We start from the raw sequence: 26,930 nt of genomic DNA on the forward strand, positions 1-26,930 counted from the left end.
TGCAGACCCTGATTCTTCACGACCTGTGCAAGGACGCACGGCGGCCCCGAACCCCCGGGGTAGAATCACGACTCATCGACAGGAAATTTCCTGTCATTTTTTTGCGCCGTTTTCTATGAATTCAGCGCTTTGTTCCTGCCCCTTCATAGGGGGAGTCTCTAGGTCAGGTCACCCATGTCTGATTTAAGTCTTCAACTGCAGCAGGCCGCAAGCCAACTACCAGTTTCCGCTTATTTCGAAGAAGCGCTGTTTCAGCGCGAATTGAACACGCTCTTCCAGCAAGGCCCGCGCTATGTGGGCCACCAACTGGCTGTGCCCCACCCCGGCGACTATCACGTCCTGCCTCTTGAGGCTGGAGGCCGGGCCTTGGTGCGCAACGCCCACGGTGGGGTCGAGCTGGTCTCCAACATCTGCCGCCACCGCCAGGCCGTGATGCTGAATGGTCGGGGTAATTTGCAAACCCAACAAAAAGGCAGTGCAGGCGGCAACATTGTTTGCCCGCTGCACCGCTGGACTTATTCACCTGGCGGCCAATTGCTGGGCGCCCCCCACTTTGACCAAGACCCCTGCCTGAACCTGAACAACTACAAGCTGCAGGAATGGAACGGCCTGATCTTCGAAGACAACGGGCGCGACATTGCTGCCGATCTGACCGGCATGGGCCAGCGTGCCGAGCTGGATTTTTCGGGCTACGCACTGGATCGCATCGAGCTGCACGAGTGCAACTACAACTGGAAGACCTTCATCGAGGTTTACCTTGAGGATTATCACGTCGGCCCCTTTCACCCCGGGCTGGGCCAGTTCGTGGCCTGCGAAGACCTGAGTTGGCAATTCCAAGAGCAGTATTCGCTGCAAACCGTGGGCGTATCGCGGGGGTTTGGCAAACCTGGCTCGGACACCTACAAAAAGTGGCACGAAGTGCTGCTGAAATACCGCAACGGACAATTGCCCGAACGCGGCGCCATTTGGTTGACGTACTACCCGCACATCATGGTCGAGTGGTACCCGCATGTGCTCACGGTGTCCACCTTGCAACCGATCAGCCCCAGCAAAACGCTGAACATGGTGGAGTTTTACTACCCCGAAGAAATCGTGGCCTTTGAGCGCGAATTTGTCGAAGCCCAGCAGGCCGCCTACATGGAAACCTGCATCGAAGACGATGAGATCGCCGAACGGATGGACACAGGGCGCAAAGCGCTGCTGGCACGCGGCGACAACGAAGTGGGCCCCTACCAAAGCCCCATGGAAGACGGCATGCAGCACTTTCACGAGTGGTACCGCAGACAGATGAACACGCCTTGACCATCGGCCAAAGATGCAAGCCTCTTGGATGATTTTGGCGTCGCTGTTTTTTGCGACGATGAGTGTTTGCATCAAGTACGCATCGGTTCATTTCCACACCTTTGAGCTGGTGTTTTACCGGGGTCTGATTGGCATCGCGTTCATGCTGATGCTGTGCCGAAGCCAGAACGTGCCTTTGAAAACCCCCATCCCCCTGATGCACGTCTGGAGATCGGTGGTCGGCGTGTCATCGCTGACCGCCTGGTTTTACGCCATTGCCTACCTACCCCTGGCCACCGCCATGACGCTGAACTACATGAGCGGCATCTGGGTGGCCGCGTTTTTGGTGTGCGGCACGCTCGCCGTGGGCCGGGTACAAGATATGGCGCGGCAAGGCCCGTTGGTGCTCACCGTCATCGCCGGTTTTGCAGGCGTGGTGATGATCTTGCGACCCACGATAGAGCAAAACCAGTTATTTGCGGGTGTCATCGGTTTGCTCTCAGGCCTGGGCTCGGCACTGGCTTACATGCAGGTCGCGGCACTGGGTCGCATGGCCGAGCCTGAAGCCCGTACCGTATTGTATTTTTCGATCGGCACCACCTTGGCGGGCGCATTGACCATGGGCTTTGTCGGACCCAGCGACTGGGTCTGGCCCCACGCTTGGTGGCTGCTGCCCATTGGTTTGCTGGCCGCCTTGGGTCAACTGTGCATGACCAAGGCCTACAGCCGTGGGGCCACCTTGGTCGTTGCCAACTTGCAATACTCGGGCATTGTGTTTGCAGCCCTGTATGGCCTGCTCTTGTTTGGTGATCAAATCCCGCCGATTGGCTGGGTCGGTATGCTGCTCATCATCACCAGCGGTATTGCTGCCACCGCCTTGCGCAACCGCGCTCTGCCACGCGGCCCCGCAGAAGACCACTGACCAACAGAGACCCTGCCATGTACCCCTTGCTCATGACCCCGACTCAATTGCAAAAACTGCAACAAAAAGGCACTCCCAACGCTGTATTCGACTGCAGCTTTGATCTGACAAAACCCGAGTTGGCGGGTGATTTTTTTGCCGATGAGCGCATTGCTGGTGCCTTACCTGCCAACCTCGACACAGACTTGAGCACGCACGAAGCTGGCCAAGCCGTGAATGGCGGACGCCATCCCTTGCCTCAGCGTGAAGCCGTTGCCCGATGGCTGGGCCGTCTGGGGGTGCACAACGGCATGCAGATCGTGGTGTACGACCGCAACAAAAGCCAGTACTGCGGGCGTTTGTGGTGGATGCTCAAATGGTTGGGCCACGAGGCCGTGGCCGTACTCGACGGCGGCTTACAGGCCTGGAAAGCCGCCGGTGGCGCCACCCAATCAGGCACCTTCAAAGCCCTTGCGCCCACGGTATTTGAGTTGAACACACCGCTGCGCCAACTGGTGCACACCGACACGATCGCAAGCCATTTGGGTCAGCCCGCGCAAACCGTGGTCGATGCCCGCGCCGGAGCCCGTTACCGGGGCGAAGTGGAACCGCTGGACCCCGTAGCAGGCCACATTCCAGGCGCACTCAACCGGCCTTTTGCCGAGAACTTCACCGAGGACGGCCGTTTCAAAAGCCCCGAATTGCTCAAAGCCGAATGGGCACAGGTGCTTGCTGGTCGATCTGTCGGCAGCGTGGTGCACCACTGCGGCAGCGGTGTGACCGCGGTGCCCAATCTGATCGCGATGGAACTAGCCGGTTACGGCCCCACCGCCTTGTATGCGGGCAGCTGGAGCGAATGGTGCCGCACCCCCGGCCTGCCCTGCGCCAAGGGGTGACCCTTGTGGGAGCGCACCCCTTGCGCGATGGGCTGGGCACACGCCCGTTGAACACCGCCTTCAGTGCTGATGCCCCGCCAAGACGCTGACCACCAGCACCATGCCCATGCCCACGGCCAGCCACAAGATTTGCTCGGCGGTCTGCCGAGCTGAAAGGCGTTTTTGCAACTGCGGAATCAAATCGGCCAGAGCCACATACACAAAGCTGCTGCTGGCCACCACCAAAAAGTAAGGCAGCCAGTCGTGCAGGGCATCGACCAGCACATAGCCAAGGGCACCACCCAAAGCGGTGACGGCACCAGCCATGGACACTTTGACGATGGCCGCCTTGCGGCTGCTGCTGCCTTGGCGCAGCACGGCCAGATCGCCCATGTGGTGCGGCACCTCGTGCGCCAACACGGCCAGGGCCGCGATCACCCCCAAGCGCATGTCGGCCATGAAAGCCGAGGCAATCAGAATGCCGTCACCAAAGCAATGCACGCTGTCGCCCGCTAACACGGCCCACTGGCCGCCTAATTTGTCTTTGGCATGATGGTCATGAAGGTGGCCGTGGTCACGCGCTTTGTGGTCATGTCCCGAAAGCTGCCCCGGAGCGTGACCGTGGTGATAAGCCTGGCCATGTTCGTGCCCGTGATGCCACAGTTGGGCCTTGTCAAGCAGAAAGAAAAACACCAGACCGATGAGCAGGGTCAGAAACAATTCGTGGGCCCCCGCCTCACTCTCGAAAGCCTCGGGCAACAGGTGCAAAAATGCCGTGGCCAGCAATGCCCCTGCGGCCAGGCTCAGCATGTGCTGGGTGTAGCGGTTGAGCACACCAAAGCTCAACCAGGCGGCCAGCCAAACGCTGCCAATGCCTGCCACCAAAGTTCCCACCAAAATTGCCAATAAAGTCATCGTTTCACCCCAGGTTGCTGACCACCCCAAAACAAACCGCCCCGAAGGGCGGTTTTTCAGCGCTCTCGCCCCGAAAGGCAGTTATCAGATTCTATAAGTCAGGCCACACCGTGGCGTCCGAGCCAAGCCAACATGCGCTGCCAACCATCTTCGGCTGCCGGCTTGCGGTAGCTGGATCGGTAGTCGGCATGGAAAGCGTGCGGGGCATCAGGATAGACCACAAATTCACTGGCTTTGGCCTCAGCAGGTCCTTTGGCCAGTTCAGCTTTCATCTTATCAACGCTGTCAAGAGGGATACCGGTATCTGCGCCGCCATACAAACCAAGCACTGGGGCCTTCAGGCTGCCCGCCAGAGCCAGCGGATGCCTGGGGGTTTGAGGAGTGGTGTTGCCCACCAGTCGGCCGTACCATGCCACGCCCGCTTTGAGCTTGGCTTGGTGGGCGGCATAAAGCCAAGTGATGCGACCACCCCAACAAAAGCCGGTGATGCCCAATTTATCGGTATGGCCACCATTGACTGTCGCCCAGGCCACGGCGGCGTCGAGGTCGCCCATGACCTGCTCATCGGGCACTTTGGCAATGATTTCGGCCTGCAGCTTGGCAATTTCGCCGTATTCACTGGGGTCGCCCTGGCGCACAAAAAGTTCTGGGGCAATCGCCAAATAGCCCGCTTGGGCGAGACGGCGTGTGGTGTCAGCGATGTACTCGTGCACGCCAAAAATCTCGGAAATCACCAGCACCACCGGCAAGCCGGTCTTGCCCGCTGGCGCAGCCCGGTAAGCCGGCATCTTGAAACCCTTGACGTCAATGGTCACCTCTCCTGCTACCAAGCCTGTGGCAGGGGTCTTGATGGCCGTTTGAGCCATGATGGGGGCTGCGGCGGCGGCATACCCCACCCCCAAAGCTGCTTTCAAGGCCACTCGGCGGTTGGTACCACTGGCGTCTACCCGACCTCCCAAAAGGGCTTGGGCATCGTTCATCAGATCGTTGTTCAAGGCAGGTCTCCATGTCCGGATATAAGAGGACACTGATCTTGACACATGCGCCACGGCTTTGCACGGGTTTGCCGAATTAAACTGCCGCCATGGCCTCTACCCTGCCCGTTTTGTACTCGTTTCGCCGCTGCCCCTACGCCATGCGGGCTCGCTTGGCGCTGCACGCCAGCGGCATTGCCACCGAACACCGCGAAGTGGTATTGAAAAACAAACCCGCCCACCTGCTGGCCCTCTCACCCAAAGGCACAGTGCCGGTGTTGTGGCTGCCTGGGGCTGAGGAGGGCCGGTTGCTGGACCAGAGCCTGGACATCATGCTCTGGGCCCTGCGCCAGCACGACCCGCTGGGCTGGCTGCCTCCGTCGGATGCGGGCATGGCCGATGCGCAGGCGCTGATCGCGCACAACGACGGGCCCTTCAAGCAGCAACTGGACCGCTACAAATACCCCAGCCGTTGGGGCTTGGAGAGCGGTGTGGCCGACCGCGATGAGGCGGCAATTTGGTTGCGCACACTGGATGCGCGGCTTCGCAAACAGCCTGAATTGGCTGGCGAGCACTTCGGCATGGCCGATGCGGCCGTGGCCCCCTTTGTACGGCAATACGCCCACACCGATCCGACCTGGTTTGCAGCGCAGCCCTGGCCTGCATTGGCGTTTTGGCTGACCCAATTTGAAGCATCAGATCTGTTCCAGGCCATCATGCACAAGCATGCGCCTTGGCCAGAACCCGCACCTATTTTGTAGGAGCCCACCCCGTGGGCGATGGGCGTGGCACACGCCCTTGAAACCATTCGCCCACGGGGTGGGCTCCCACGAAGTCAGGCTCAGTGCGCCTGCTCCCAGTTCGGCCCAAAGCCCACTTCGGCCAGCAGCGGCACCTTCAGGTCGGCCACGCCCGCCATCAGGCGCGGCACCTCGGTGCGCACCCATTCCACTTCTGATTCGGGCACCTCGAACACCAGTTCGTCGTGCACCTGCATGATGACTTTGGTGGCCTTGCCTTGTTCGTCCAGCGCTTTTTGCACCGCCACCATGCTCAGCTTGATCAGGTCGGCGGCGGTGCCCTGCATGGGCGCGTTGATGGCGGCGCGTTCGGCCCCGGCGCGGCGTGGGCCGTTGGGGCTGTTGATCTCGGGCAGAACCAGGCGGCGGCCAAACACGGTTTCGACATAACCCAGCGCCTTGGCCTGTTCACGGGTGGCGTCCATGTAATGCTTGACGCCGGCAAAACGCTCGAAGTAGCGGGTGATGTAGTTCTTGGCTGCGGTGTTGTCGATGGAGAGCGCCTTGGCCAGACCGAACGCGCTCATGCCGTAGATCAGGCCAAAGTTGATGGTCTTGGCGTAGCGGCGCTGCTCGCTGCTCACGGTGTCGGGCGTTGCGCCAAACACTTCGGCGGCGGTGGCCTTGTGCACGTCCAGGCCGTCGTGAAAGGCTTTGAGCAAGGCTGGATCGTCGCTCAGGTGCGCCATGATGCGCAGCTCGATCTGGCTGTAGTCGGCGCTGGCGATCACACAGCCTGCGGGGGCCACAAAGGCCTCGCGCACCTTGCGCCCCTCGGCGGTACGCACCGGGATGTTTTGCAGATTCGGCTCGTTGCTCGACAAGCGGCCTGTCACGGCCACGGCCTGCGCGTAGTGCGTGTGCACCCGGCCCGTGCGCGGCAAGGCCAGCTGCGCGAGCTTGTCGGTGTAGGTGCCCTTGAGCTTACTCAGGCTACGGTGCTCCAGAATGCGGGCGGGCAGCGGGTAGTCTTCGGCCAGTTTTTCCAGCACTTCTTCGTCGGTGCTGCGCGCGCCGGTGGCGGTTTTCTTGATGACGGGCAGGCCCAGCTTGTCAAAAAAGATCTCGCCCATCTGCTTGGGGCTCGCCAGATTGAAGGGCTGGCCCGCGATCTCGTAGGCCTCGGTTTCGAGCTGCACGATGCGCTCGCCCAGCGCCTGGCTTTGCGCGGCCAGCGTGGGCGCGTCGATCAGCACGCCGTTGCGCTCGATGCGGTAGAGCGCTTCGCTGGTCTGGATTTCCAGGTCGTAAACGTACTTCAGACCGGCATGCGCTTCGATCTGCGGCCACAGCGCCAAGTGCACGTCCAGGCACTGGTCCGAGTCTTCGCACGAATAGTGCGCGGCTTTGTCCACGTCCACCTGTGCAAACGGGATCTGGTGCGCACCCTTGCCGCACAGGTCTTCGTAGGTCACGCCCCGGCGGCCCACATGGCGCTCGGCAAGACTACTCAGACCATGCGGTTTGTGCACTTCGAGCACGTAGCTCTCCAGCATGGTGTCGTGGGCATAGCCGTGCACCTCGATGCCGTGGTTGGCCAGCACATGGCGGTCGTATTTGACGTTCTGGCCCAATTTCAGGCGGGCCGGGTTTTCGAGCCAGGGTTTGAGCTTGGCCAGCACCTCGGCCAACGGCAATTGCTCGGGCGCACCGGGTCCGTTGTGGGCCAGCGGAATGTAGGCCGCCTCGCCGGGTGTGACGCTCAGCGAAATGCCCACGATCTCGGCTCGCATGGCGTCGAGCGAAGTGGTTTCGGTGTCGATGGCCGTGAGCGGCGCTTGCTCGATGCGGGCGAGCCATGCATCGAACGCGGCCCAGTCGAGTACCGTGTCGTATTTCAAATGACCTTGCACGGCACTGACGGCGCTGTCCAACTCGGGCAAGGCCGCAGGTTCGTCACCTGAAGCCTCTGCGAACAAGTCGCCCATGCCCGTGTCTTTGGGCTTGGCAGTTTTGGCTTTGGGTGCGGGTGCGGGTGCGGGCGCAGGCATGGCCCCGCCCAGCGACTGCACCAGCCCCTTGAAGCCATAGGTCTGGTAAAAATTCAGCAATTTGTCTTTGTCGGGCGCGTGCAGGTGCAAGCTGGCCAACGACGGCAAGTCGGGCACCCAGCCATTCAAGTCGCAATCGGTTTTCATGGTCACCAGCGCCCGGCCCTTGGGCAGCCAGTCCACCGCTTGGCGCAGGTTCTCGCCGGCCACACCCTTGATGTCGTGGGCGTTTTCCATCAGCTTGTCGAGCGAGCCGTATTCCATCAGCCACTTGGCAGCGGTCTTGGGGCCCACCTTGGCCACGCCGGGCACGTTGTCCACTGTGTCGCCCACCAAAGTCTGGTAGTCGATCATGAGCGAGGGCGGCACGCCAAACTCGGCCGTCACGCCGGCCACATCGCGTAGCCTGCCGTTCATGGTGTCGATGATGGTGATGTGTTCGTTCACCAATTGGCTCAAGTCCTTGTCGCCGCTCGACACGGTCACGGTGATGCCCTGCTGCGCGGCCACATGCGCCAGCGTGGCGATCACATCGTCGGCTTCCACGCCGGGCACATCCAGCACCGTCCAGCCCATCAGGCGCACCAACTCGTGGATCGGCTCGATTTGGCTGCGCAAATCGTCGGGCATGGGGCTGCGGTTGGCCTTGTACGCGGGGTACAGCGCGTCCCGGAAAGTCGGGCCTTTGGCGTCAAACACGCAAGCCGCATAGACGGCGGGCACATCCTTGCGCAGCCGCTCCATCATGTTGATCATGCCGCGAATGGCCCCTGTGGCGGGGCTTGTCGGGTCGCCAGGCACAGCCCGCAAGTCGGGCATGGCGTGGAAGGCGCGGTACAGGTAGCTGGAGCCGTCGACCAGCAAGAGGGTCGGTTGGGATGTTTCGGGGGTGTTGTAGCTCATCCCTCGATTGTGTACCGGGTTGACACCCAAGTGACCCATGAGGATTGGGGGCTGGGCCTGTGTCAGGGTGATGCGGCAAAGCGAAGCGCTGTGACCACCGATGAACCCTCAGATGGTGTGGGGGGCCTGCGCTGAGGCGATGTGGCAAAGCGAAGCGCCTCTGAGCCTCGGCGCAGGCCCCCCACACCATCGCCCCAAAAAATGCACTGCATGCAATGCATAAAATGATTTAAACTACCAATGCACTGCATAGGATGCAAAAATGACACTCCAAGACATCGGCCAAACCATCGCCCGCACGCGCAAACGCAAAAAAATCACCCAGGCCAGCCTCGCGGCTTCTTTGGGCATGAGCCGCGCCACCTTGTCGGGCATCGAAAACGGCACCGTGTCTGAAATTGGCATCCGCAAAGTGCTTTCTGTCTGCGCCGCGCTGGGTCTGGAGTTGGTGGCCCAAGAAAAACCCCGCCGCCCCACCTTGCAACAACTCATGAAAGAGCAAAGCGATGCTTGACGTTCATGTGGCCTCTCAAAAAGTAGGCAGTGTCTTCAAGCCCGAGTCCGAACCGGACAAATGCCACTTTGTTTATGAAGCCGCCTGCCCGGCAGAAATGGCCGTGTCGCTCAGCATGCCCGTGGTGCGCGAACACTATGCCTCGGCCAACAAATCCCTGCACCCCATCTTTGACATGAACCTGCCCGAAGGCGCACTGGCAGAGCGCCTGCGCTTGGAGTTCAGCAAAGTCATCCCCCGCTTCGATGCCCTGGCTTTGCTCAAAATCGTTGGCCGATCCCAAATTGGCCGCCTGCGTTTTTTTCTGCCGGGTGACAGCGCTTTCGATGTACCCAGCGAAAATCTGAACGAGCTGCTGGCCCACGATGGCACAAAAGGCTTGTTTGAAAGCCTGCTCAGCCGCTACGTCGTGCATTCCGGCATTTCTGGGGCCATGCCCAAAGTGCTGGTGCGCAGCGCAGACCTCGGCCGAGTCACCCATCGGGGAGCCACACACATCGTCAAGGCCTGGACACCCGAACACCCTCGCCTGGCTGAAAACGAGTATTTCTGCATGCGAGCGGCCCTGCATGCGGGGCTGGAAGTGCCCGAGTTCGAACTCTCGCAAGGCGGACAATTTTTGGTGGTCAAGCGCTTTGACCTGACCGACTGCGGCTACTTGGGTTTTGAGGATTTTTGCGTGCTCAATGGCAAAACCGCCCTCCAGAAATACGACGGCTCTTACGAAAACATCACCCGGCGTATCCAAGACTTTGTTTCATCCCAAAACGTGCGCCCGGCTCTGGAAAGCTTTTTCAAGGCACTGGCCTTGTCTTGCGCCCTGAAAAATGGCGATGCCCATCTGAAGAATTTTGGCGTGCTTTACGACAACGCCGAAAGCGCAGTCCGGCTGGCCCCGATTTACGATCTGGTGACCACCACCGCCTACAAACCTGCCGACATCCTGGCCCTGACCTTGGGCGGCACCAAACGCTGGCCCAACGCCAAAACCCTGATCAACTTTGCGCGCACCCATTGCCACATGACGCCAGCGCACGCCCAGGCCCTGCTGGCCCAAGTGGCTCAAGGCATGCAACTGGCCAGCGAAGAAGCCCGGCAGCACATGGCGCAACGCACCGCATTCAAGAAAATCGGGGCGACGATGCTGGAAGAATGGCGCAAGGGACTGGCACTTTCAACGCAGACATGACGCCCATACAGGCCCATTGCTGACCAACGGCTTCCTTGTGGACAGTGCAATCAGCCCGTCTCCCCCGCCTACAATCTCATCTTTGTCCCATTACAGGCCTCACTTCAGGCCCCCAATTGCAACCATGGCGGTCTACACCGAAGTCTCTGAAACCCAGGCCAACGACCTGATGCAAGCCCTGAATCTGGGCCAGCTCACTGCTTTGCGCGGCATCGAGGGCGGCATTGAAAACACCAACTACTTTGCGACCACCGATCAGGGTGAGTACGTGCTCACCCTGTTTGAGCGCCTGACACACGAGCAGCTGCCCTTTTACCTGTTTCTGATGAAACACTTGGCTGGGCGCGGCATCCCGGTGCCTGACCCGGCGGCCAACCGCGACGGCGATGTGCTGCACACCGTGAACGGCAAACCCGCCGCGGTGGTCAACAAGCTCGCGGGCAAGAGCCAGCTGCAACCCCAGGCCGTGCATTGCGCGGCTGTAGGCGACATGCTGGCGCGCATGCACCTGGCGGGGGCCGACTACCACCGCAGCCAGCCCAATCTGCGCGGTTTGCCATGGTGGAACGAAACCGTGCCGGTGGTACTGCCCTTTGTGGAAAAAATCCAGGCGGGCCTGTTGCGCAGCGAGCTGGCTTATCAAAACCACATCGCTCAGGGCGCAGCTTATGCCGCCCTGCCCCGGGGCCCGGTGCATGCCGACCTGTTTCGCGACAACGTCATGTTCGAAGGCGAGCAGCTGACGGGGGTTTTTGACTTTTACTTTTCAGGCGAGGACACCTGGCTGTTTGACTTGGCTGTGTGTCTGAACGACTGGTGCACCGACTTGCCCAGCGGGCAACACGACGCCGAACGTGCCCGGGCCTTGGTGCAGGCCTACAACCGCGCGCGCCCTTTGAGCGCGGCCGAGCGCACCTTGTTGCCAGCCCTTTTGCGTGCGGGGGCTTTGCGTTTTTGGATTTCGCGCCTGTGGGACTACCATCTGCCCCGCGAAGCGGCCATGCTCAAGCCGCACGACCCGACCCATTTCGAACGCGTGCTGCTGGGCCGCGTCCATCACCCTGTCTGCACTTCCGAGCTCTTTTGACACCATGAACCTGCAAATTGTTACCGCCAGCGCTGGCCTGAAATGGGCCCGTCAAGGCATGCGCACCTTCTGGCGTCAGCCGCTGGCCATGTCGGGGCTGTTTTTCATCTTCATGATCACCGTGTCGCTGATCTCGGTGGTGCCGTTCATCGGCGGCGCGTTGGCCTTGGTGGTGCTGCCCGCGCTCACACTGGGCATGATGGCGGCCACACAAGTGGCCTCTGAGGGCAAATTCCCCATGCCCAGCGTGCTGTTTGTGGCATTCAAGGCGGGGCCGCACCGCAAAAACATGCTCCAGCTGGGCGGACTGTACGCACTCATTTTCTTGCTGGTGATGGGCGTGTCGACGGTGGTCGATGGGGGCACTTTTGCCAAGGTCTACTTTGGCGGCGCACCCATGACACCCGAAGTGGTCACCGCCGAATCGTTCCAGACCGCCTTGTGGGTGTCGATGCTTTTTTATGTGCCGTTGTCGATGATGTTCTGGCATGCGCCAGCGCTGGTGCACTGGTACGGCATGCCTGCTGTCAAAAGCCTGTTTTTCAGCTTTGTGGCCTGCTGGCGCAACCTCAAGGCATTCCTGGTTTACGTGGCGGTTTGGGCCGTGATTTTCTTGGCCTCGGGCGTGCTGGCCTTGTTGATCACCAGCCTGCTGGGCAACCCCCAGCTGATGATGGCCACCTTCATGCCCATGGCCCTGATGGTGGCGGCCATGTTCTTCAGCTCGATGTTGTTTTCGGTGCGCGACTGCTTTGCCACCGACGTGCTGGACGAAGCGGCACCCGAGCCGATCAACTGAGGCGCTCGGCACAACCGGGGCAACGGGCCCGGGGCTGATCAGTGGTGGTGGCCGTGCGCACCGTGCGCATGGCGGTGCGTCACCTCATCGGCGCTGGCGGCGCGCACCTCCAGCACCTTGAGCGTCAGCGTCAGGTGTTGACCTGCCCAGGGGTGGTTGGCGTCCAGAATCACCTTGTCACCCTTGATCTTCACCACATTGAAGACCTGCTCCTGCCCCTGTGCAGAGCGCCCGCGCAGCTGCCCACCCACCTTCACACCCGGTGGAAATTCGCTTTTGGGGATGGTCTGAACCAGGCTCTCGTCGCGCTCACCAAAGGCGTCGGCCGGGGCCAGCTTGAGCGTGGTGCTGAAGCCCACTTCTTGGCCTTCCAGCGCTTGTTCAATTTTGGGGGAAGTGTTGTCGTAGCCCCCATGCAGATAAGCGGTGGGCTCTTGTGTCTTGTCGAGCAACTGTCCTTGGGCGTTCACCACTTTGTGGTGCATGGTGACAACGGTGTCTTGGGTGATTTTCATCGGAACTTTCAGAACAGGAATAGGGGTTAAACCACGGTGAGTTTGGCCACGCTCAGCGCCAGCCATTTGATGCCATGGCGCGGGAAGTTGACCTGGGCGCGGGCATCGGTGCCCACGCCCTCAACCGCCAAGACTCTGCCCTCGCCAAACTTGGCGTGAAACACATTTTTGCCTGCGCTGATGCCGTGCTCGGGTTCGGCTTTTTGCACCGGCACGGGCGGGCTTTTGTAGGTCTCGGTGCTCAGGCTGCTTTGACCCCAGGCAGGACGGACGTGGCGGTTGAAGGCCGGGGTTTGCGGCCAGCCGCCACCCGAAGCCCCAGCGCCATGGCCGCTCCCACCGCCCGCGCTGCCCAGGTTCGAAAACCCGGCACTTTTGGGCGTCACCCACTTCAGGCACTCGTCGGGCAGCTCTTCCAGAAAGCGGCTTTTCAGGTTGTAGCGGGTCTGGCCGTGCAGCATGCGGGTTTGCGAATGGCTCAGGTACAGCCGCTGGCGGGCGCGGGTGATGGCCACATACATCAGGCGGCGCTCTTCCTCCAGGCCGTCAAAGTCGTTCATCGCGTTTTCGTGCGGAAACAGGCCTTCCTCCAGCCCGGTGATGAACACCGCGTCAAACTCCAAGCCCTTGCTGGCGTGCACCGTCATGAGCTGCACCGCGTCTTCACCGGCCTGCGCCTGGTTGTCGCCCGCCTCCAGCGAAGCGTGGGTCAGGAATGCCGCCAAGGGGCTCATGATCACGCCGTCTTCGCTGAACTCGTCGATCGTGCCCAGGTCTGATGTTGGCGCAGCGCTCAAACCCTGGCTTGCTGGGCTTTGCGACAAAGCTGGCGGCATGGCCACCGCGCTGCGGCCAAAGCCTTCTTGGGTGACAAAGCTCTCGGCCGCGTTGACCAGTTCTTCCAAGTTCTCCACCCGGTCCGCGCCTTCTTTTTCAGCGCGGTAATGGTTGACCAAGCCGGTTTTGTCCAGCACCCAATCGATGATCTCGCGCAAGGTCATGCCCTCGGTCTGCTCACGCAGCACATCGACCATGGCCACAAAGGCGGCCAGATTGGCACCGGCCTTGCCGGTGGTGGCGCTCACCGCATCGTGCAGCGAGCAGCCAGCGGCACGCGCCGCGTCTTGCAATTGTTCGATGCTGCGCGCCCCAATGCCGCGTGGCGGAAAGTTGACCACCCGCAAAAAGCTGGTGTCGTCGTTGGGGTTCTCCATCAGGCGCAAATAAGCCAGCGCGTGCTTGATCTCGGCGCGCTCAAAAAAGCGCAAGCCGCCGTACACGCGGTACGGAAACCCGGCGTTGAACAGTGCGGTTTCGAGCACACGGCTTTGCGCGTTGCTGCGGTACAGCAGGGCCACTTCTTTGCGTTCAAAACCGTCTTGCTTGACCAATTGGCGCAGCTCTTCCACCAGCCATTGCGCCTCGGCAAAGTCAGACGGCGACTCCACCACCCGCACCGGCTCACCCGCGCCTTGGTCTGTGCGAAGGGTTTTGCCCAAACGGGTCTTGTTGTGGCTGATCAGGTGGTTGGCCGAGTCGAGGATGTTGCTGAAGCTGCGGTAGTTTTGCTCCAGCTTGATTTGGTGCTGCACCTGAAACTCGCGCACAAAGTCGGCCATGTTGCCCACGCGGGCACCCCGAAAGGCGTAGATGCTCTGGTCGTCGTCGCCCACGGCCAAGATGGCGCCACCGCTTGATGCTTGTCCGCCCTCACCCGGCAAACCCGCCAGCTGCTTGAGCCAGGCGTATTGCAGCTTGTTGGTGTCCTGAAACTCGTCCACCAAAATGTGACGGAACCGGCGGCGGTAATGTTCACGCACATGCACGTTGTCACGCAGCAACTCATACGAGCGCAGCATCAGCTCGCCAAAATCCACCACGCCTTCGCGCAGGCATTGTTCTTCGTAGAGTTGGTACAGCTCCACCTTGCGGCGGGTTTCGTCGTCGCGCACCGGCACGTCACCGGGGCGCTGGCCGTCTTCCTTGCAGCCCGAGATGAAATACTGCACTTGCTTGGGCGGAAAGCGGTCTTCGTCCACATTGAACTGCTTGCACAGCCGCTTGATGGCCGACAGCTGGTCTTGCGTGTCCAGAATTTGAAAAGTCTGCGGCAAACCTGCCAATTGGTGATGCGCCCGCAAAAACCGGTTGCACAGCCCGTGGAAGGTACCGATCCACATGGCGTTCACATTCACCGGCAGCATGGACTGCAAGCGCAGCTTCATCTCTTTGGCGGCCTTGTTGGTGAAAGTCACCGCCAAAATGCCGCCGGGCGAAACCTGCGAGGTTTGCAAGAGCCAGGCGATGCGCGTGGTCAGCACCCGGGTTTTGCCAGACCCCGCCCCCGCCAGGATCAGCGCATGCTCGGGCGGCAGGGCCACCGCACGGTGCTGCTCGACGTTCAATTGGGCCAGCAGCGCAGAGGAAGTGTTCGATGGGGGGTCTGACAGCATAGGGTGAGATTGTAGGAGCCCATCACCGACAAAGCGGCCAGAATTTGGCGTCAGGCAATGCGGGTAGAATCAGACACCGGGCCCAAGATTCTTGCGCCCGGTTTTTTTTTGCCCTGAACCTGCAATGGGTTCACCACAGGAGCCAAAAAACCGGCCAGGCCAAGCGCTCACTCGTTCTTTCAACGAATCCTTTTTTGGAGCTTGGTTTTCTCATGGAAATTTTTGACTACGACAACATCTTGTTGCTGCCACGCAAGTGCCGCGTGGAAAGCCGTTCTGAGTGCGACGCCAGCGTCACATTGGGCAGCCGCACCTTCCGCCTGCCGGTGGTGCCCGCCAACATGAAGACCGTGGTGGACGAGTCCATCTGCTTGTGGATGGCGCAAAACAACTACTTTTACGTCATGCACCGCTTTGACTTGGACAACGTCCAGTTTGTGCGCGACATGCACGGCAAGGGCGTTTACGCCTCGATCTCGCTGGGCGTCAAAGCCCCCGACCGTGCCACGGTGGACCAGCTGGCAGCTGAAAACCTGGTGCCCGAGTACATCACCATCGACATCGCCCATGGCCACGCCGACAGCGTGCGCGACATGATTCGCTACATCAAAGGCAAGCTGCCCACCAGCTTTGTGATCGCAGGCAACGTGGCCACGCCCGAAGCCGTGATCGACCTGGAAAACTGGGGCGCGGACGCGACCAAAGTGGGCGTGGGCCCCGGCAAGGTCTGTATCACCAAACTCAAGACCGGTTTTGGCACCGGCGGCTGGCAGTTGTCGGCGCTCAAGTGGTGCGCCCGCGTGGCCACCAAGCCCATCATTGCCGACGGCGGCATCCGCAGCCACGGCGACATCGCCAAAAGCATCCGCTTTGGCGCGAGCATGGTGATGATCGGCTCCTTGTTTGCGGGCCACGAAGAGTCGCCTGGCAAAACGGTAGAGGTCGATGGCGAGATGTGCAAGGAGTACTACGGCTCGGCCAGCGACTTCAACAAGGGCGAATACAAGCACGTTGAAGGCAAGCGCATTCTGGAGCCGATCAAGGGCAAGCTGGCCAACACCCTGATTGAAATGGAGCAAGACGTGCAAAGCTCCATCAGCTATTCAGGCGGTGCCAAGCTGATGGACATCCGCAAGGTGAACTATGTGATCCTGGGCGGGGACAACGCGGGAGAACACCTGCTGATGTAAGGCATCACCGCGTTCACACCGAGGGGAGCCATGTGCGCCCTTTTTTGTAGGTCGGTGGCTTGAGCCTCGACATGCACTTGGGTCTCTCGCCTGTTGTTGGGGCTGAATCTGCCGAGCTGCAAGACCCCCATCAGCGCAAGGCCCCCAGCGCCAGCATCAAACCACTGACCACCAGCAAATGGCCATCATCACGGTCGGCGCGTTCAATGCAGGCGTGGCCAACAACGTGATCCCGCAGACCGCCACGCTCAAGTTGAGTGTGCGTTCGCTCGCCCGCGATGTGGCCGAAGAATTGGTGGGCGCTGACAAAGTCGTGCGCCAAGGCCGCGCCCTGACGGGCAGTGAAGACTTTGCCTTCATGCTCGAAGAGGTGCCAGGCTGTTACTTGCTCATTGGCAATGGCAATGGCAATGGCGATGGCTCGGGCGATGGCCACGGCGCTTGCATGGTGCACAACCCCGGCTACGACTTCAACGACCAGAACGTGGCCGTGGGTTCGGCCTATTGGTCCTTGCTGGTGGAGCGCTTTTTGCCTGCGCAGGTGTAAAACGCCCCGGCCGGGCCTTGGGGCCTGGCCGGGCGCTGGCGGCAAGCCAGGCACATGGCCTGTGCCGCCGTCAAGACGGGTCTGAGACAATGGGGGGTGAATATGTCTGACCTCGTCCAAACCGTTTTGATTTACGCCCTGCCGGTGATCTTCGCGATCACCTTGCACGAGGCCGCCCACGGCTACGCCGCGCTGCGCCTGGGCGACAACACCGCCTCGGTGTTGGGGCGCGTCACCCTCAACCCTTTTCCCCACATCGATCTGGTGGGCACCATCTTGCTGCCGCTGCTGCTGTACTTCAGCACCAGCGGCGCGTTTTTGTTCGGTTACGCCAAGCCCGTGCCGGTGCGCTTTGACCGGCTTCGCCACCCCAAACGCGACATGGTCTGGGTGGCTTTGGCAGGCCCCGGGGCCAACCTGTTTCAAGCCCTGCTGTGGGGGGTGTTGTTTTATGTGCTGAGTGGCAGCGGCGTCACCGAGCGCTTTTTCATCGAGATGTGCAAAGCCGGCATGCTGACCAATGTGGTCATGTTCGTCTTCAACCTGTTTCCACTGCCCCCGCTGGACGGCGGGCGCATCCTGGTGGGCGTGCTGCCCTGGCGTCAGGCGGTGCTGGTGTCCCGTGTGGAGCCCTGGGGCTTTTTCATCGTGATGGGTTTGGTGCTCACCGGCCTCATCAGTGCCTGGTGGATGCAGCCCCTGATGGGCCTGACCTTTGACTTTCTGAAACTCACCCTCAGCCCTCTGGCCGCTGTGTTGCGCTGACTTCGGTTGCACTGATTTCCTTTTTTTGGTTTTTTGTTTTTGACCCTATGACTTCTCCATCCCGCACCCGCGTCCTCACCGGCATCACCACCACCGGCACCCCCCACCTGGGCAACTACGTGGGGGCGATCCGTCCCACCGTGCAAGCCAGCCGCGACCTGAGCACCGATGGTTTTTACTTCCTGGCCGACTACCACGCGCTCATCAAATGCGACGAGCCCGCCCGCATCCAGCGCTCCACGCTCGAGATCGCCGCCAGCTGGATCGCCTCGGGTCTGGACCCGGACAAAGTCACCTTCTACCGCCAGTCGGACATTCCTGAAATCCCCGAACTCACTTGGCTCCTGACCTGTGTGACCGGCAAGGGCGTGCTCAACCGCGCCCACGCCTACAAAGCGGCGGTGGACAAAAACAACGCTGCAGGACACGACCCGGACAGCGACGTGACGGCGGGCCTGTTCATGTACCCGGTGCTCATGGGCGCAGATATTTTGATGTTCAAGGCACACAAAGTGCCTGTGGGACGCGACCAGATTCAGCACATCGAGATGGCGCGCGACATGGCGTCCAGCTTCAACCACTTGTATGGCGAGCATTTCGTGCTGCCCGAAGCCGTGATCGAAGAATCGGTGGCCCTGCTGCCGGGGCTGGACGGCCGCAAAATGAGCAAGAGCTACGACAACACCATCCCGCTGTTTGCACCCGCTGCGCAAATGCGCAAGCAAATCGCAGGCATCGTGACCGATTCCAAAGCGCCGGGGCAGTCCAAGGCCACCGATGGCTCTGCCCTGTTCCAGATCTACCAGGCCTTTGCCAATGCCGAAGAAACCGCGGCCATGGCCCGCGCCTATACCGAGGGCATCGGCTGGGGCGATGCCAAGCAAATGCTGTTCGAGCGCATCGACCACGAAATCGCGCCCATGCGCGAGCACTACCAAAACCTGATCAACAACCCCGCACAGATGGACAAGATCCTGCTGGCCGGTGCCGATAAGGCCCGCCAACTGGCCACGCCTTTCATGCGTGAATTGCGCCATGCCGTGGGCTTGCGTAACCTGAGCGCTGTGACACCTGCGAAACAGCCTGAGCCGAACCGGTTGACTTTGCCTGGTTTCAAGCAATACCGCGAAAAAGACGGCCGTTTTTACTTCAAGATGGTTGACCCCAAAGGTCAGACACTGCTGCAAAGTCTGGGATTCGCCACCCCCCAAGAAGCAGCTCAGGCGATTGCTCTTTTGCAAACAGAAGGCCCGCGGGCTCTGGCCAGTTTGGCCGATGCCTTAGAAACCTTATCGGCACCTGCGCATGCACAGATGATGTCAAATTTAGACATATTGCAGTCAATTTCAAAACCATCATAGAAATGTTTTTGATATTTTTATCATAATATATAGCAAAAGTATTGGAATGATGATACACTGAAGTTTTCCACCACATGAGAGTCCACCATGACTGTCTATGTCATTGACGATCACCCCTTGATGCGCGATGCGCTGACCATGCTGATCCACCGGGTCAAACCTGGCTTGAAGATCATTCCCATCCGCACATTGAGCCTGGTCGAATCAACCGTTGAAAAGAACGGCCCCGCTGAGCTTTTCAGTTTGGACTTGCAGCTTCCCGACACCACGGGCATGTCGGGGGTTCAGACACTCAATGAGAAATTTCCCGATGTACCTTTGGCTGTGTTCACCAGCTCCAGCGCCACTGAATTTGAAAGGCGCTGTTTGGATGCTGGTGCAGATGCGTTCATCGAAAAATCGAACAGCCCTGCACAAATCATCGCTGCCCTGCGCAGTTTGCTGCTCACCAAAGAGGATGCAGCGGCAGAGGACGCAGCCGCTCCCACAGGTCCTACCAAACTTTCCAAGCGTCAAAAACAACTGCTTCTGATGCTGGACCAGGGCCTGTCCAACCGCGACATCGCCGAAAAACTCGACATCAGCGAACACACCGTCAAGGTGCACTTCTGGCGGCTGTTTCGCCGCCTAGGTGTCAACAGCCGCACGCAGGCCTTGCACTTTGCCCGCACCAACGGTTGGCTGGGCATCTGACGTTCCACGTCGGTCGTTTCGATCACTCAGCTGCCGGGTTATGTTGCAGAGACCCCGCACTGCATGGTCAATCGTCTGGCTCAGGCAGTGCGGTCTGTGATCGATACCCGCCGAGGCTGGGACCACGGCGTTCGTCAACGAAGTCGACACCTACCGTCGAGACGGCAAGGTTTTCAAAGAAGGCCGTGCAGCGCATCCGGCGGCTTCTGACTGGGGGCGTGATCTTTTGCAAGCCATGCAAACTGGTGACTTGGCCCACGCCAAACTTTTTGGTTACCTGACTTCCGCATGTTCTTTTGCTGAGCTGTGGTCACTCACACGCTGCAAAAACCGACAACTTCGGCCACTCAACGCCACACGCGCATCGGCAAGCATTGCGAACAATTTGAAGAAAGTTGGCAAGGTGATGTCACGGGGATCTTTTACCATGGCACCATGCAGGTTTCTTGGCTTCAAGGCGAGTCCTTTGAGGGCATCCGGATTTAGGTTCATCGACCGGTTGGAGCAGCGCGGTGGTCAGTTCGCCCGCCAAGATGCATGGAACGATCTGGCCAAGCACCGCAAGGCCTTAGCCCAACATCAATCCTTCTTTTTGCTTTTGTCTTTATCCCGGTTGATGATGTCCGGCGTGACAGCATCGACCACATTGACGGCCGTCTTGACGCCATAAATCACGGTCGATGCAGCGACATCGGCGATGGCCAGTACTGTGCATCCTTGTAACAAAGGCAAGACCCCGAAGGCAACCATCCAGGCTCTGGTTTTCATCATTCTTTCATCTCGCATTCAACGATGTGTGTGTATGTGCACTGCTCTTCAGGGCAAACTGCACGGATACAAGTCAGAAAACCGCGATGGTTGCCATACGAGCTTGCTCTGCCTGACTGCGTCTAATTATCTCACCCACTGACGAAGGTCTAGTAGTTCGTTCCATCAATACAGTTACTAAATAGATGTAATCGCTATGCTTCTTCTTCAACTCATGAAGGCGGTGATCATGGCGAGAAAATCTGAACGGCCGTCGTTGGTGCTGACGCAAGAACAGCGGGCCACGCTCCAAGAACTTGCTGCATCGCGGGTGGCGGCCACTCGCGAGGTGGAACGCGCCAAGGTGATGCTGGGCTACGCTGATGGCGTCTCTATCACGGAGCTGCAGCGCCGACTTGGGTTTAGTCGACCGATGATCTACCGATGCGTGGACAAGGCGCTGGCCGCAGGTGTCCAAATGGGGCTCAAGGACAAATACCATCGGCCACATGAACCCGAAATCAGCGACGAAGCCAAGGCTTGGGTGGTCAGCATCGCATGCACCAAACCCAAGGATCATGGGTTAGCGGCCGAGTTGTGGTCGATCTCCGCGCTGGCACGGTTTGTTGGTGAGCGCGCGCAGGCTGCCGGCTTTCCCCGCCTGGCCAATCCGGGCAAAAGCACCGTCTGGCGCATCTTGGACGACAACGACATCAAGCCGCACAAGATTCGTTACTACCTGTAAAAACGCGACCCCGACTTCGACCGAAAGATGCAAGAAGTCCTGATGGTCTATCGGGACGTTTCGCTCTACAGCGAAGGCGCTGTTCACGATGCGCGGCCCAACCCCATCTACACCGTCAGCGTCGATGAAAAGCCCGGTGTTCAAGCCATCGGACTGGCCGCGCCCGATTTGCCGCCAGTTCCGGGCAAGGCGCCCGGTGTCGGGCGTGACTATGAGTACGTTCGCCACGGCACCGTGTCGATCATGGCCGGCATCGACCTGCATTCTGGGCACATCTTTGCCAACGTCGAGGACCGTCACCGCAGCATTGGGTTCATCGCTTTGCTCAAGCAGATTGATGCCCACTACCCGCAGGATGCCATCATCCGCGTGGTGCTGGACAACCACTCGGCCCACATCTCCAAGGAGACTATGGCCTATCTCAGCACGCGCCCCGGGCGCTTCGAGTATGTTCATACGCCCAAGCATGGCTCTTGGCTCAACTTGATCGAGTGCGCCTTCTCCAAGATGGCGCGCACATTCCTGCGGCACATCCGGGTCACATCCAAAGACGATCTGAAACAGCGCATCCTCAAAGGCATAGCAGAGATCAATGCATCGCCAGTGGTGTTTCGTTGGAACAAGTTCGACCTCGGTGTCGCCTAATATGTATTGGTTTTTAATGGAACTATGTACTAGGTACGGGATCTTTCAGATCATTGAAGCCTGCGTGGTTCGATGAAGTAGTGCTCTTGTCGAAGATGATCGGGTTTCTGCGCAACGCACAAGTGGTTGGCGTTCTGCCACGTATGGCACTGGATGCCCGAGCCCCAGACCTGGTCATGCGTTAATTAACTGGCCCAGTATTTAGCCGCGAAATCGTCATGATTCGCCGCCCTGGAACCGAACTCAGCATGCCCGCTCAATGGCTTTGAAAGTTGTCGGCACGCAGCTTGAGAGTCGCACAGGTCAATAACCCATTTGATCTGCAAATGAATCGAATCGGTTCACCAGTAGCTGCTGCTGATGGGTTCCCCAATCTGCCGAAATTTGGAGTTTGAGATCGGGAAACAAGTCATGCGAATCCAAGCATAGAACGCAGCGCAGGGTGAGCAAAACGCCTGCGCATCGTGATGGCATAGAAATTCTCCTGGAGTTGACCCAGCGTACAACGCTCAATCAGTAGGCCGCTTTTGAGTTCATCCGTGACAACCACAGGCGGCACCAAAGCCAGAGCACCAGTCTCCCTAGCCAGCAATCGCAACATGGCCATGTCATCGACTTCGGCCAGAATCTGGGGGCGAACCCCAGCTTCCTCCAAAATCAGATCAAAAGCGAGTCGGACTGCACTATCCTGACTGGGCAGTATCAGCGGCTGATCCTGAAGGTCATCGGGAAACCTCAACACCCTTACCTTGCGCCGCCCAGCGTCTGTTGGACGAGAGACCAGGCTCATCGACTGGTGCGCGATCCGGCGACTGATCCAGCCGGCGGCAGTGTCGCGGGGAGCAGCCTCATTGGCCAACACCACATCCAAAGAATGGTTGGCCAGTTGCGAGAGCAATTCACGCATCTGCCCTGAAACAAGCCTGATGCCAAGGCTTTCTTCCTTAAGCAGAGGGAGCAACCAGCCTATCTGGTAGTTGCGCGATAAGGTCGCTACCGCGCCGACACGCAAGACTGGACGGGATTGTGTAGGCACTCCTTTAAGCGTGTTCAGAAGCTCTTGACCGGTCTTGAAGATAGCGTCGGCATGCTCCAGCGCAATACGTCCAGCCTCGGTCAATTCCAATCGTCGGTTTTTTCTCTCAAAGAGCGCATGGCCAAGTCGATCCTCCAACTGTCGCAGTTGTATCGACAGCGCAGAGGGAGAGATGTGAAGTGCTTCAGCGGCTTTGGTGAGCTGCCGGTAGTGCGCTACAGCCCAGAAGTAGCGCAGGTGGTGAAAGTTCAGATCTGCCATTTTATTGTTTGATTAAATAAAACATATTGTGCGGAAATATGAACTAGACGTAAACAATAGCCTTTCTTAAAGTCCAGTTACTTCACAAATCCGGTCTTCTTAAGGGCCATCCATCAAGGATTCGATATGCCAGGTCTTGACCTACTTCTCACCAATTTGCTTCAACCTATCGTGCTGGCCTTTCTGCTGGGTACCCTCGCTGGAGCCGTCAAAAGCGAGCTTGAGCTTCCCGAAGCCGTTGTCAAGCTGCTGGCGATCTACTTGCTTTTCTCACTGGGCATGACTGGCGGCCGTGAACTGGCCAAGGCTGAGATGGATAGCCTATGGCCACTGCTGGGCATCACGGTGCTCATGACCTTTGCCATTCCTACGCTGGCCTACATCGTGACGCGTCGCCTGGGCCGCATGGACATTAGCAACTCCGCTGCCATTGCCGCCCATTACGGCTCGGTCTCCACCGCAACTTTTTTTGCTTCGATGAGCTTCGCTACAGCCATGGGAACTCCAGCAGAGGGCTATATGGCCGCCATGGTCGCCCTGATGGAGTTCGGCGTCATCTACTCCCTCGTCATCGCGCGAGTGGCCATGGGACGCACCAAGAGCGGCGGGGTGCAGGCTTCAGAACTATTCCTTAGCGTCATCCGCGGTCGCGGTATCCTTCTGCTGGTCGGCGGCATGCTCATCGGCTACATCGCAACTGACAAGCAATGGCAGCAAATCTCGCCTTTCTACGAGGGTCTGTTCCGGGGCATGCTGATGTTGTTCCTGCTCGAAATGGGCATCACAGCTGCGCGCCAAATCAAGGCCTTCCGCCAAGTAGGTGTGTTCATGGCCGGCTTCGGGGTACTGATGCCCCTGTTACACGGCTTGGTGGGGGTGACCCTGGGGCATGTCGCCGGCTTGACCGTTGGTGGGGCCTTTGTCTTCGGAGCCATCTGCGCCAGCGCCTCCTTCATTGACGCGCCCGCTGCCTGCAGAGCATCGCTGCCTGAGGCCAACCCCGGCATCTACCTGACCTCGTCACTGGGCGTTACGCTTCCTTTCAACTTGCTGTTAGGCTTGCCCCTTTATTACGAATATGCTAGGTGGCTTGCAGTTTGAGGAATTTTCTGGACATGCAAGCAATGAGTCTGAATCACCCTAGGGTGATTCAGACCGCTCAAGACCATCTGAAAATGTGGAAACGGTTTACCCTCAGTCACACCCAATACCGAAAGGGCTTGGGACTTACGGCATAAACCAGTCCCAAAATTTAGCTGCACCCTCTTAAGCCGTGATGTGTGATGGAGTTAGATAATGAATTTTTATGAATTAAATCAAAAATTCCTGGCTGGTTATCAACTCTTATCCGGGGTCCAAGGCTGAAGCCTTTGCTGCACAAGCGCTGCCGAGCACCTACACAGCTCTCGCAACCCTCTTGCAGCCAGGCTCCTGACATTAGGACTATCGAGGTCGCCCGAGGCGATCCGGATCAACGTGATCGGTGATTCCAGGCCCCGTGACCGATACACCGAACCAGAACACCGGCACGGCATGACACATGTGCTTAGATCATTTTTATCGAATTAGCACTTTTTTTGCAGTACCATCTAGCCCCCGGTAAGAATCAACATGCGCAAACTCAGAAAATGTCTTCATCCTCTAATGGAAGGCCGAACGTCGCACCAGCGTTCGTCTGGTTGCTGCCGTTCAAAACAGATCTCGTCATGCTGAAAGATCCACGCTGCTGGCTGTGACGGCATTCCATACTGACACATTGGAATCTTCCCAGATAGCAAAAATCTGATGGTTACAAAAACAAAGACTGAACCTGCCCCTGTTTGACGTACCTCTTAGCCGCTTTATTATGCGGCCTTCAATCGCTGTGCCGCGTCCCAGCGTTTCTCAAACTGCATCGGACTGACGTAGCCCAACGTGGAGTGCAACCGCCGGTGGTTGTAGAACGTCAGCCAGTCAATCACCTCATCCATCGCCTGTCTGCGGGTTGCAAACCTCTGCCCGTATAGCCTGCCCACTTTGAGTCGGCCCCACAGACTCTCCGTGGGTGCGTTGTCCCAGCAGTTTCCCTTGCGACTCATGGAGCTTCTCATCTTGTAACCCGCCAGCGTGCCCTGGAACTCATGCCCGCAGTATTGGCTGCCTCGGTCCGAATGGAAGATCAGGCCTGGCGCTGGCTGACGCCGGAACCATGCCATCTTTAACGCGTCTGTCACCAGGCTGCTTTGCATGTGCGGCTGCATGCTCCATCCCACCACCTGGCGGCTGAACAGGTCAATGATAGCTGCCAGGTACAACCAACCCTCGTCCGTGGCGATGTAGGTGATGTCGCCCGTCCAGACCTGGTTGGGCGCTGTCGGGGTGAAGTTGCGTTTGACCAGGTCAGGCGCAATGGGCAGATGGTGTTTGCTATCCGTGGTAACGACAAACTTGCGTTTGCACCTGGCACGGATGCCGTGCAACTGCATCAAGCGGCGTACCCGCTCTTTGCCGACCCGATGCCCACGCGCCACCAATTCCTTCCACATCTTGGGCCAGCCGTATTCCCCTTTGACTTCTGCATGGATGGCGCGCATGTGCGCCAATAGTGCTTCGTCGCTCATGCGTTTGTGAGCACCGGGCTTACTGGGTTTGGGGAACTTCTTGCGTCGGCCATGTTCAAAGTAGCCGCTGGCGCTCACGCCAAGCACTTCGCAGGCCAAGGAGATGGGCCAATGGGCTTTGTTGCTGGCTATCCAGGCGTACTTCACAGTGATTCCCGAGCGAAGTACGCCGTGGCTTTTTTTAGGATGTCGCGCTCCATGGTCACGCGGGCCAATTGCGCTCTAAGGCGGGCCAGCTCCATTTGCTCCGCACTGACAGGCTTATCCCCCGCGCCTTTAAGTTGGCCCTTGGCACTGAGCTTGACCCAGTTGTCCAAGCTTGCTTTGGGGATGCCCAACACTTTGGCCGTGACCGATACCGCCTGTCCGCCTTTGACCAGCCTGACCGCCTCCATCTTGAATTCCAGCGTGTACTTGGCCCGTTTTCTCGTTTCACTCATTTCGTTCTCCTTGAACTGATTTTTAACCATCCGCTAAGCAGTACGTTTTTCGGGGGCAAGGTCAGTCCAAGGTAGTGACCACTCAACCGACTAAGCCCGTGAAACTTCGTCGACGTCTTGCGCCGCAGGAGCGTGCCGGACAGATTCTGGAGTTTGCGGCCAAGCTTATTCTTGAAGAAGGGTTCAACGAGGTCTCCATGGAGCGCTTGGGCCGGGAGGCTGGCGTAAGCAAGGCGTTGGTCTACAACTATTTCCCCAATCAAAACGACCTGCTCAAATCGCTGCTCGAGCGCGAGATCGAGGTCTTGAACAAGCGCCAACTTGAACAAGCCAGGCAGGCCAAGGATGTCCCCGATCTTTTGCTGCGCACCACACGCACCTACGTTGAGCATGTCAAGGAACGTGGCGCCTTGCTGCAGCGACTCTTGTCTGAGTCTTCAGTTGCCCGCTCCATTGCCATCCAATATCTGGAAGATCAGGAGCAGGCAAAAAGCTATTTGGCGCGCCGCGTTGCCAAGGAATACGGGTTGTCGGATGACACTGCCTTGACCGCAGTCGACATGCAAATGGTGCTCACAGAAGCGACAGCTCGGCACCTGTCTCGCACCAATCACGACATCGAATCCGCAGTCGAAATCTACGTGACCATGATGATCGGGGGACTTGAGGCGCTGGGCAAATCGAAGAAAAATCAGCGCTGATC

General features: G+C 59.1%; 22 protein-coding genes and 2 pseudogenes. 16 read left to right on the forward strand and 8 right to left on the reverse strand.

The genetic code is table 11. The features are described 5' to 3' along the window. Window positions 1–174: 174 nt before the first annotated feature. The 3 genes from HEQ17_RS09170 to HEQ17_RS09180 are packed head-to-tail and all read left to right on the forward strand — an operon-like array spanning window position 175 to window position 3,078. On the forward strand, window positions 175–1,302 hold the full coding sequence (locus HEQ17_RS09170) for an aromatic ring-hydroxylating dioxygenase subunit alpha (protein WP_296292463.1): 1,128 nt from the start codon (window positions 175–177) through the stop codon (window positions 1,300–1,302). A 13-nt stretch (window positions 1,303–1,315) separates the two neighbouring features. Next, a complete protein-coding gene (locus HEQ17_RS09175; RefSeq protein ID WP_296292464.1) occupies window positions 1,316–2,203 on the forward strand; it encodes a DMT family transporter in 888 nt (295 codons plus the stop codon). A 17-nt stretch (window positions 2,204–2,220) separates the two neighbouring features. After that, on the forward strand, window positions 2,221–3,078 hold the full coding sequence (locus tag HEQ17_RS09180) for a sulfurtransferase (RefSeq protein WP_296292465.1): 858 nt from the start codon (window positions 2,221–2,223) through the stop codon (window positions 3,076–3,078). A 60-nt stretch (window positions 3,079–3,138) separates the two neighbouring features. On the opposite strand, the gene HEQ17_RS09185 is transcribed toward HEQ17_RS09180, so the two are convergent. Both HEQ17_RS09185 and HEQ17_RS09190 read right to left on the reverse strand, forming a co-directional pair. Beyond that, the gene (locus HEQ17_RS09185) at window positions 3,139–3,972 is read right to left on the reverse strand and encodes a ZIP family metal transporter (protein WP_296292466.1); all 834 of its coding nucleotides are present in this window, start codon (window positions 3,970–3,972) and stop codon (window positions 3,139–3,141) included. A gap of 98 nt (window positions 3,973–4,070) precedes the next feature. After that, window positions 4,071–4,952, reverse strand: a complete 882-nt coding sequence (locus HEQ17_RS09190) for a dienelactone hydrolase family protein (protein ID WP_296293711.1) — start codon at window positions 4,950–4,952, stop codon at window positions 4,071–4,073. 104 nt (window positions 4,953–5,056) lie between these two features. Between HEQ17_RS09190 and HEQ17_RS09195 the strand changes: the two genes are divergently transcribed. Continuing rightward, the gene (locus HEQ17_RS09195) at window positions 5,057–5,707 is read left to right on the forward strand and encodes a glutathione S-transferase (RefSeq protein WP_296292467.1); all 651 of its coding nucleotides are present in this window, start codon (window positions 5,057–5,059) and stop codon (window positions 5,705–5,707) included. An 80-nt stretch (window positions 5,708–5,787) separates the two neighbouring features. Here HEQ17_RS09195 and polA read toward each other — a convergent pair whose 3' ends face one another. After that, window positions 5,788–8,640 carry a DNA polymerase I gene (polA, locus tag HEQ17_RS09200; RefSeq protein ID WP_296292468.1) on the reverse strand — a complete coding sequence of 951 codons (2,853 nt, stop codon included), beginning with the start codon at window positions 8,638–8,640 and terminating at the stop codon, window positions 5,788–5,790. 262 nt (window positions 8,641–8,902) lie between these two features. On the opposite strand from polA, the gene HEQ17_RS09205 reads away from it, so the two are divergent. The 4 genes from HEQ17_RS09205 (at window position 8,903) to HEQ17_RS09220 (ending at window position 12,229) form a co-directional block, all read left to right on the forward strand. Next, the gene (locus HEQ17_RS09205) at window positions 8,903–9,154 is read left to right on the forward strand and encodes a helix-turn-helix transcriptional regulator (RefSeq protein ID WP_296292469.1); all 252 of its coding nucleotides are present in this window, start codon (window positions 8,903–8,905) and stop codon (window positions 9,152–9,154) included. Continuing rightward, window positions 9,147–10,343: a type II toxin-antitoxin system HipA family toxin gene (locus HEQ17_RS09210; RefSeq protein WP_296292470.1), complete on the forward strand. Its 1,197-nt coding sequence runs from the start codon at window positions 9,147–9,149 to the stop codon at window positions 10,341–10,343. The genes HEQ17_RS09205 and HEQ17_RS09210 overlap by 8 nt, the downstream gene beginning before the upstream one ends. A gap of 124 nt (window positions 10,344–10,467) precedes the next feature. Next, window positions 10,468–11,430: a homoserine kinase gene (locus HEQ17_RS09215; RefSeq protein ID WP_296292471.1), complete on the forward strand. Its 963-nt coding sequence runs from the start codon at window positions 10,468–10,470 to the stop codon at window positions 11,428–11,430. A gap of 4 nt (window positions 11,431–11,434) precedes the next feature. After that, complete coding sequence (locus HEQ17_RS09220) at window positions 11,435–12,229, forward strand: BPSS1780 family membrane protein (protein WP_296292472.1); 795 nt, start codon at window positions 11,435–11,437, stop codon at window positions 12,227–12,229. A gap of 38 nt (window positions 12,230–12,267) precedes the next feature. On the opposite strand, the gene HEQ17_RS09225 is transcribed toward HEQ17_RS09220, so the two are convergent. Beyond that, window positions 12,268–12,744, reverse strand: a complete 477-nt coding sequence (locus HEQ17_RS09225; RefSeq protein WP_296292473.1) for a peptidylprolyl isomerase — start codon at window positions 12,742–12,744, stop codon at window positions 12,268–12,270. 26 nt (window positions 12,745–12,770) lie between these two features. Beyond that, complete coding sequence (locus tag HEQ17_RS09230; protein ID WP_296292474.1) at window positions 12,771–15,197, reverse strand: UvrD-helicase domain-containing protein; 2,427 nt, start codon at window positions 15,195–15,197, stop codon at window positions 12,771–12,773. A gap of 212 nt (window positions 15,198–15,409) precedes the next feature. Here HEQ17_RS09230 and HEQ17_RS09235 point away from each other — a divergent pair, with 212 nt between their 5' ends. The 5 genes and pseudogenes from HEQ17_RS09235 (at window position 15,410) to HEQ17_RS09255 (ending at window position 19,753) form a co-directional block, all read left to right on the forward strand. After that, on the forward strand, window positions 15,410–16,387 hold the full coding sequence (locus HEQ17_RS09235; protein WP_296292475.1) for a GMP reductase: 978 nt from the start codon (window positions 15,410–15,412) through the stop codon (window positions 16,385–16,387). Between the two features lie 175 nt (window positions 16,388–16,562). Then, a pseudogene (locus tag HEQ17_RS09240) lies at window positions 16,563–16,934 on the forward strand (M20/M25/M40 family metallo-hydrolase); the annotation flags it as partial. A 102-nt stretch (window positions 16,935–17,036) separates the two neighbouring features. Next, entirely contained in the window at window positions 17,037–17,699 is a 663-nt protein-coding gene (locus HEQ17_RS09245; protein WP_296292476.1) for a site-2 protease family protein, read from the forward strand. A gap of 47 nt (window positions 17,700–17,746) precedes the next feature. Further along, window positions 17,747–19,060 (forward strand): tryptophan--tRNA ligase, encoded by a 1,314-nt coding sequence (locus tag HEQ17_RS09250; protein WP_296292477.1) that lies wholly within the window; start codon window positions 17,747–17,749, stop codon window positions 19,058–19,060. A gap of 87 nt (window positions 19,061–19,147) precedes the next feature. Continuing rightward, on the forward strand, window positions 19,148–19,753 hold the full coding sequence (locus HEQ17_RS09255; RefSeq protein WP_296292478.1) for a response regulator transcription factor: 606 nt from the start codon (window positions 19,148–19,150) through the stop codon (window positions 19,751–19,753). Window positions 19,754–20,332: 579 nt separating this feature from the next. Here HEQ17_RS09255 and HEQ17_RS09260 read toward each other — a convergent pair. Then, window positions 20,333–20,521, reverse strand: a complete 189-nt coding sequence (locus HEQ17_RS09260; protein WP_296292479.1) for a hypothetical protein — start codon at window positions 20,519–20,521, stop codon at window positions 20,333–20,335. A gap of 229 nt (window positions 20,522–20,750) precedes the next feature. On the opposite strand from HEQ17_RS09260, the pseudogene HEQ17_RS09265 reads away from it, so the two are divergent. Further along, a pseudogene (locus HEQ17_RS09265) lies at window positions 20,751–21,890 on the forward strand (IS630 family transposase). A gap of 409 nt (window positions 21,891–22,299) precedes the next feature. Here the strand turns inward: HEQ17_RS09265 and HEQ17_RS09270 are convergent. Continuing rightward, window positions 22,300–23,187 carry a LysR family transcriptional regulator gene (locus HEQ17_RS09270; RefSeq protein ID WP_296292480.1) on the reverse strand — a complete coding sequence of 296 codons (888 nt, stop codon included), beginning with the start codon at window positions 23,185–23,187 and terminating at the stop codon, window positions 22,300–22,302. A gap of 126 nt (window positions 23,188–23,313) precedes the next feature. Between HEQ17_RS09270 and HEQ17_RS09275 the strand changes: the two genes are divergently transcribed. Next, window positions 23,314–24,288 carry a sodium-dependent bicarbonate transport family permease gene (locus HEQ17_RS09275; protein WP_296292481.1) on the forward strand — a complete coding sequence of 325 codons (975 nt, stop codon included), beginning with the start codon at window positions 23,314–23,316 and terminating at the stop codon, window positions 24,286–24,288. 743 nt (window positions 24,289–25,031) lie between these two features. On the opposite strand, the gene HEQ17_RS09280 is transcribed toward HEQ17_RS09275, so the two are convergent. Then, window positions 25,032–26,227, reverse strand: a protein-coding gene (locus tag HEQ17_RS09280; RefSeq protein WP_296292482.1) for an IS3 family transposase whose coding sequence is annotated in 2 segments (ribosomal slippage) — window positions 25,032–25,972 and window positions 25,972–26,227 — 1,197 coding nt in all. Because the reading frame shifts where the segments join, the coding sequence is not laid out codon by codon here. 98 nt (window positions 26,228–26,325) lie between these two features. Between HEQ17_RS09280 and HEQ17_RS09285 the strand changes: the two genes are divergently transcribed. Continuing rightward, complete coding sequence (locus HEQ17_RS09285) at window positions 26,326–26,928, forward strand: TetR/AcrR family transcriptional regulator (RefSeq protein WP_296292483.1); 603 nt, start codon at window positions 26,326–26,328, stop codon at window positions 26,926–26,928. Window positions 26,929–26,930: the final 2 nt, after the last annotated feature.

This window comes from Limnohabitans sp. (assembly GCF_023910625.1).
Lineage (GTDB): Bacteria > Pseudomonadota > Gammaproteobacteria > Burkholderiales > Burkholderiaceae_C > Limnohabitans_A.

Bases quoted from the DNA above. Each gene is read 5' to 3' on its own strand.
- HEQ17_RS09175 (WP_296292464.1), top strand. From the start codon at position 1,316: ATGCAAGCCTCTTGGATGATTTTGGCGTCGCTGTTTTTTGCGACGATG.
- polA (WP_296292468.1), bottom strand. From the start codon at position 8,640: ATGAGCTACAACACCCCCGAAACATCCCAACCGACCCTCTTGCTGGTC.
- HEQ17_RS09230 (WP_296292474.1), bottom strand. From the start codon at position 15,197: ATGCTGTCAGACCCCCCATCGAACACTTCCTCTGCGCTGCTGGCCCAA.
- HEQ17_RS09250 (WP_296292477.1), top strand. From the start codon at position 17,747: ATGACTTCTCCATCCCGCACCCGCGTCCTCACCGGCATCACCACCACC.
- HEQ17_RS09195 (WP_296292467.1), top strand. From the start codon at position 5,057: ATGGCCTCTACCCTGCCCGTTTTGTACTCGTTTCGCCGCTGCCCCTAC.
- HEQ17_RS09215 (WP_296292471.1), top strand. From the start codon at position 10,468: ATGGCGGTCTACACCGAAGTCTCTGAAACCCAGGCCAACGACCTGATG.
- HEQ17_RS09275 (WP_296292481.1), top strand. From the start codon at position 23,314: ATGCCAGGTCTTGACCTACTTCTCACCAATTTGCTTCAACCTATCGTG.
- HEQ17_RS09225 (WP_296292473.1), bottom strand. From the start codon at position 12,744: ATGAAAATCACCCAAGACACCGTTGTCACCATGCACCACAAAGTGGTG.
- HEQ17_RS09180 (WP_296292465.1), top strand. From the start codon at position 2,221: ATGTACCCCTTGCTCATGACCCCGACTCAATTGCAAAAACTGCAACAA.
- HEQ17_RS09190 (WP_296293711.1), bottom strand. From the start codon at position 4,952: ATGAACGATGCCCAAGCCCTTTTGGGAGGTCGGGTAGACGCCAGTGGT.
- HEQ17_RS09245 (WP_296292476.1), top strand. From the start codon at position 17,037: ATGTCTGACCTCGTCCAAACCGTTTTGATTTACGCCCTGCCGGTGATC.
- HEQ17_RS09270 (WP_296292480.1), bottom strand. From the start codon at position 23,187: ATGGCAGATCTGAACTTTCACCACCTGCGCTACTTCTGGGCTGTAGCG.
- HEQ17_RS09255 (WP_296292478.1), top strand. From the start codon at position 19,148: ATGACTGTCTATGTCATTGACGATCACCCCTTGATGCGCGATGCGCTG.
- HEQ17_RS09220 (WP_296292472.1), top strand. From the start codon at position 11,435: ATGAACCTGCAAATTGTTACCGCCAGCGCTGGCCTGAAATGGGCCCGT.
- HEQ17_RS09185 (WP_296292466.1), bottom strand. From the start codon at position 3,972: ATGACTTTATTGGCAATTTTGGTGGGAACTTTGGTGGCAGGCATTGGC.
- HEQ17_RS09235 (WP_296292475.1), top strand. From the start codon at position 15,410: ATGGAAATTTTTGACTACGACAACATCTTGTTGCTGCCACGCAAGTGC.
- HEQ17_RS09260 (WP_296292479.1), bottom strand. From the start codon at position 20,521: ATGAAAACCAGAGCCTGGATGGTTGCCTTCGGGGTCTTGCCTTTGTTA.
- HEQ17_RS09210 (WP_296292470.1), top strand. From the start codon at position 9,147: ATGCTTGACGTTCATGTGGCCTCTCAAAAAGTAGGCAGTGTCTTCAAG.
- HEQ17_RS09170 (WP_296292463.1), top strand. From the start codon at position 175: ATGTCTGATTTAAGTCTTCAACTGCAGCAGGCCGCAAGCCAACTACCA.
- HEQ17_RS09205 (WP_296292469.1), top strand. From the start codon at position 8,903: ATGACACTCCAAGACATCGGCCAAACCATCGCCCGCACGCGCAAACGC.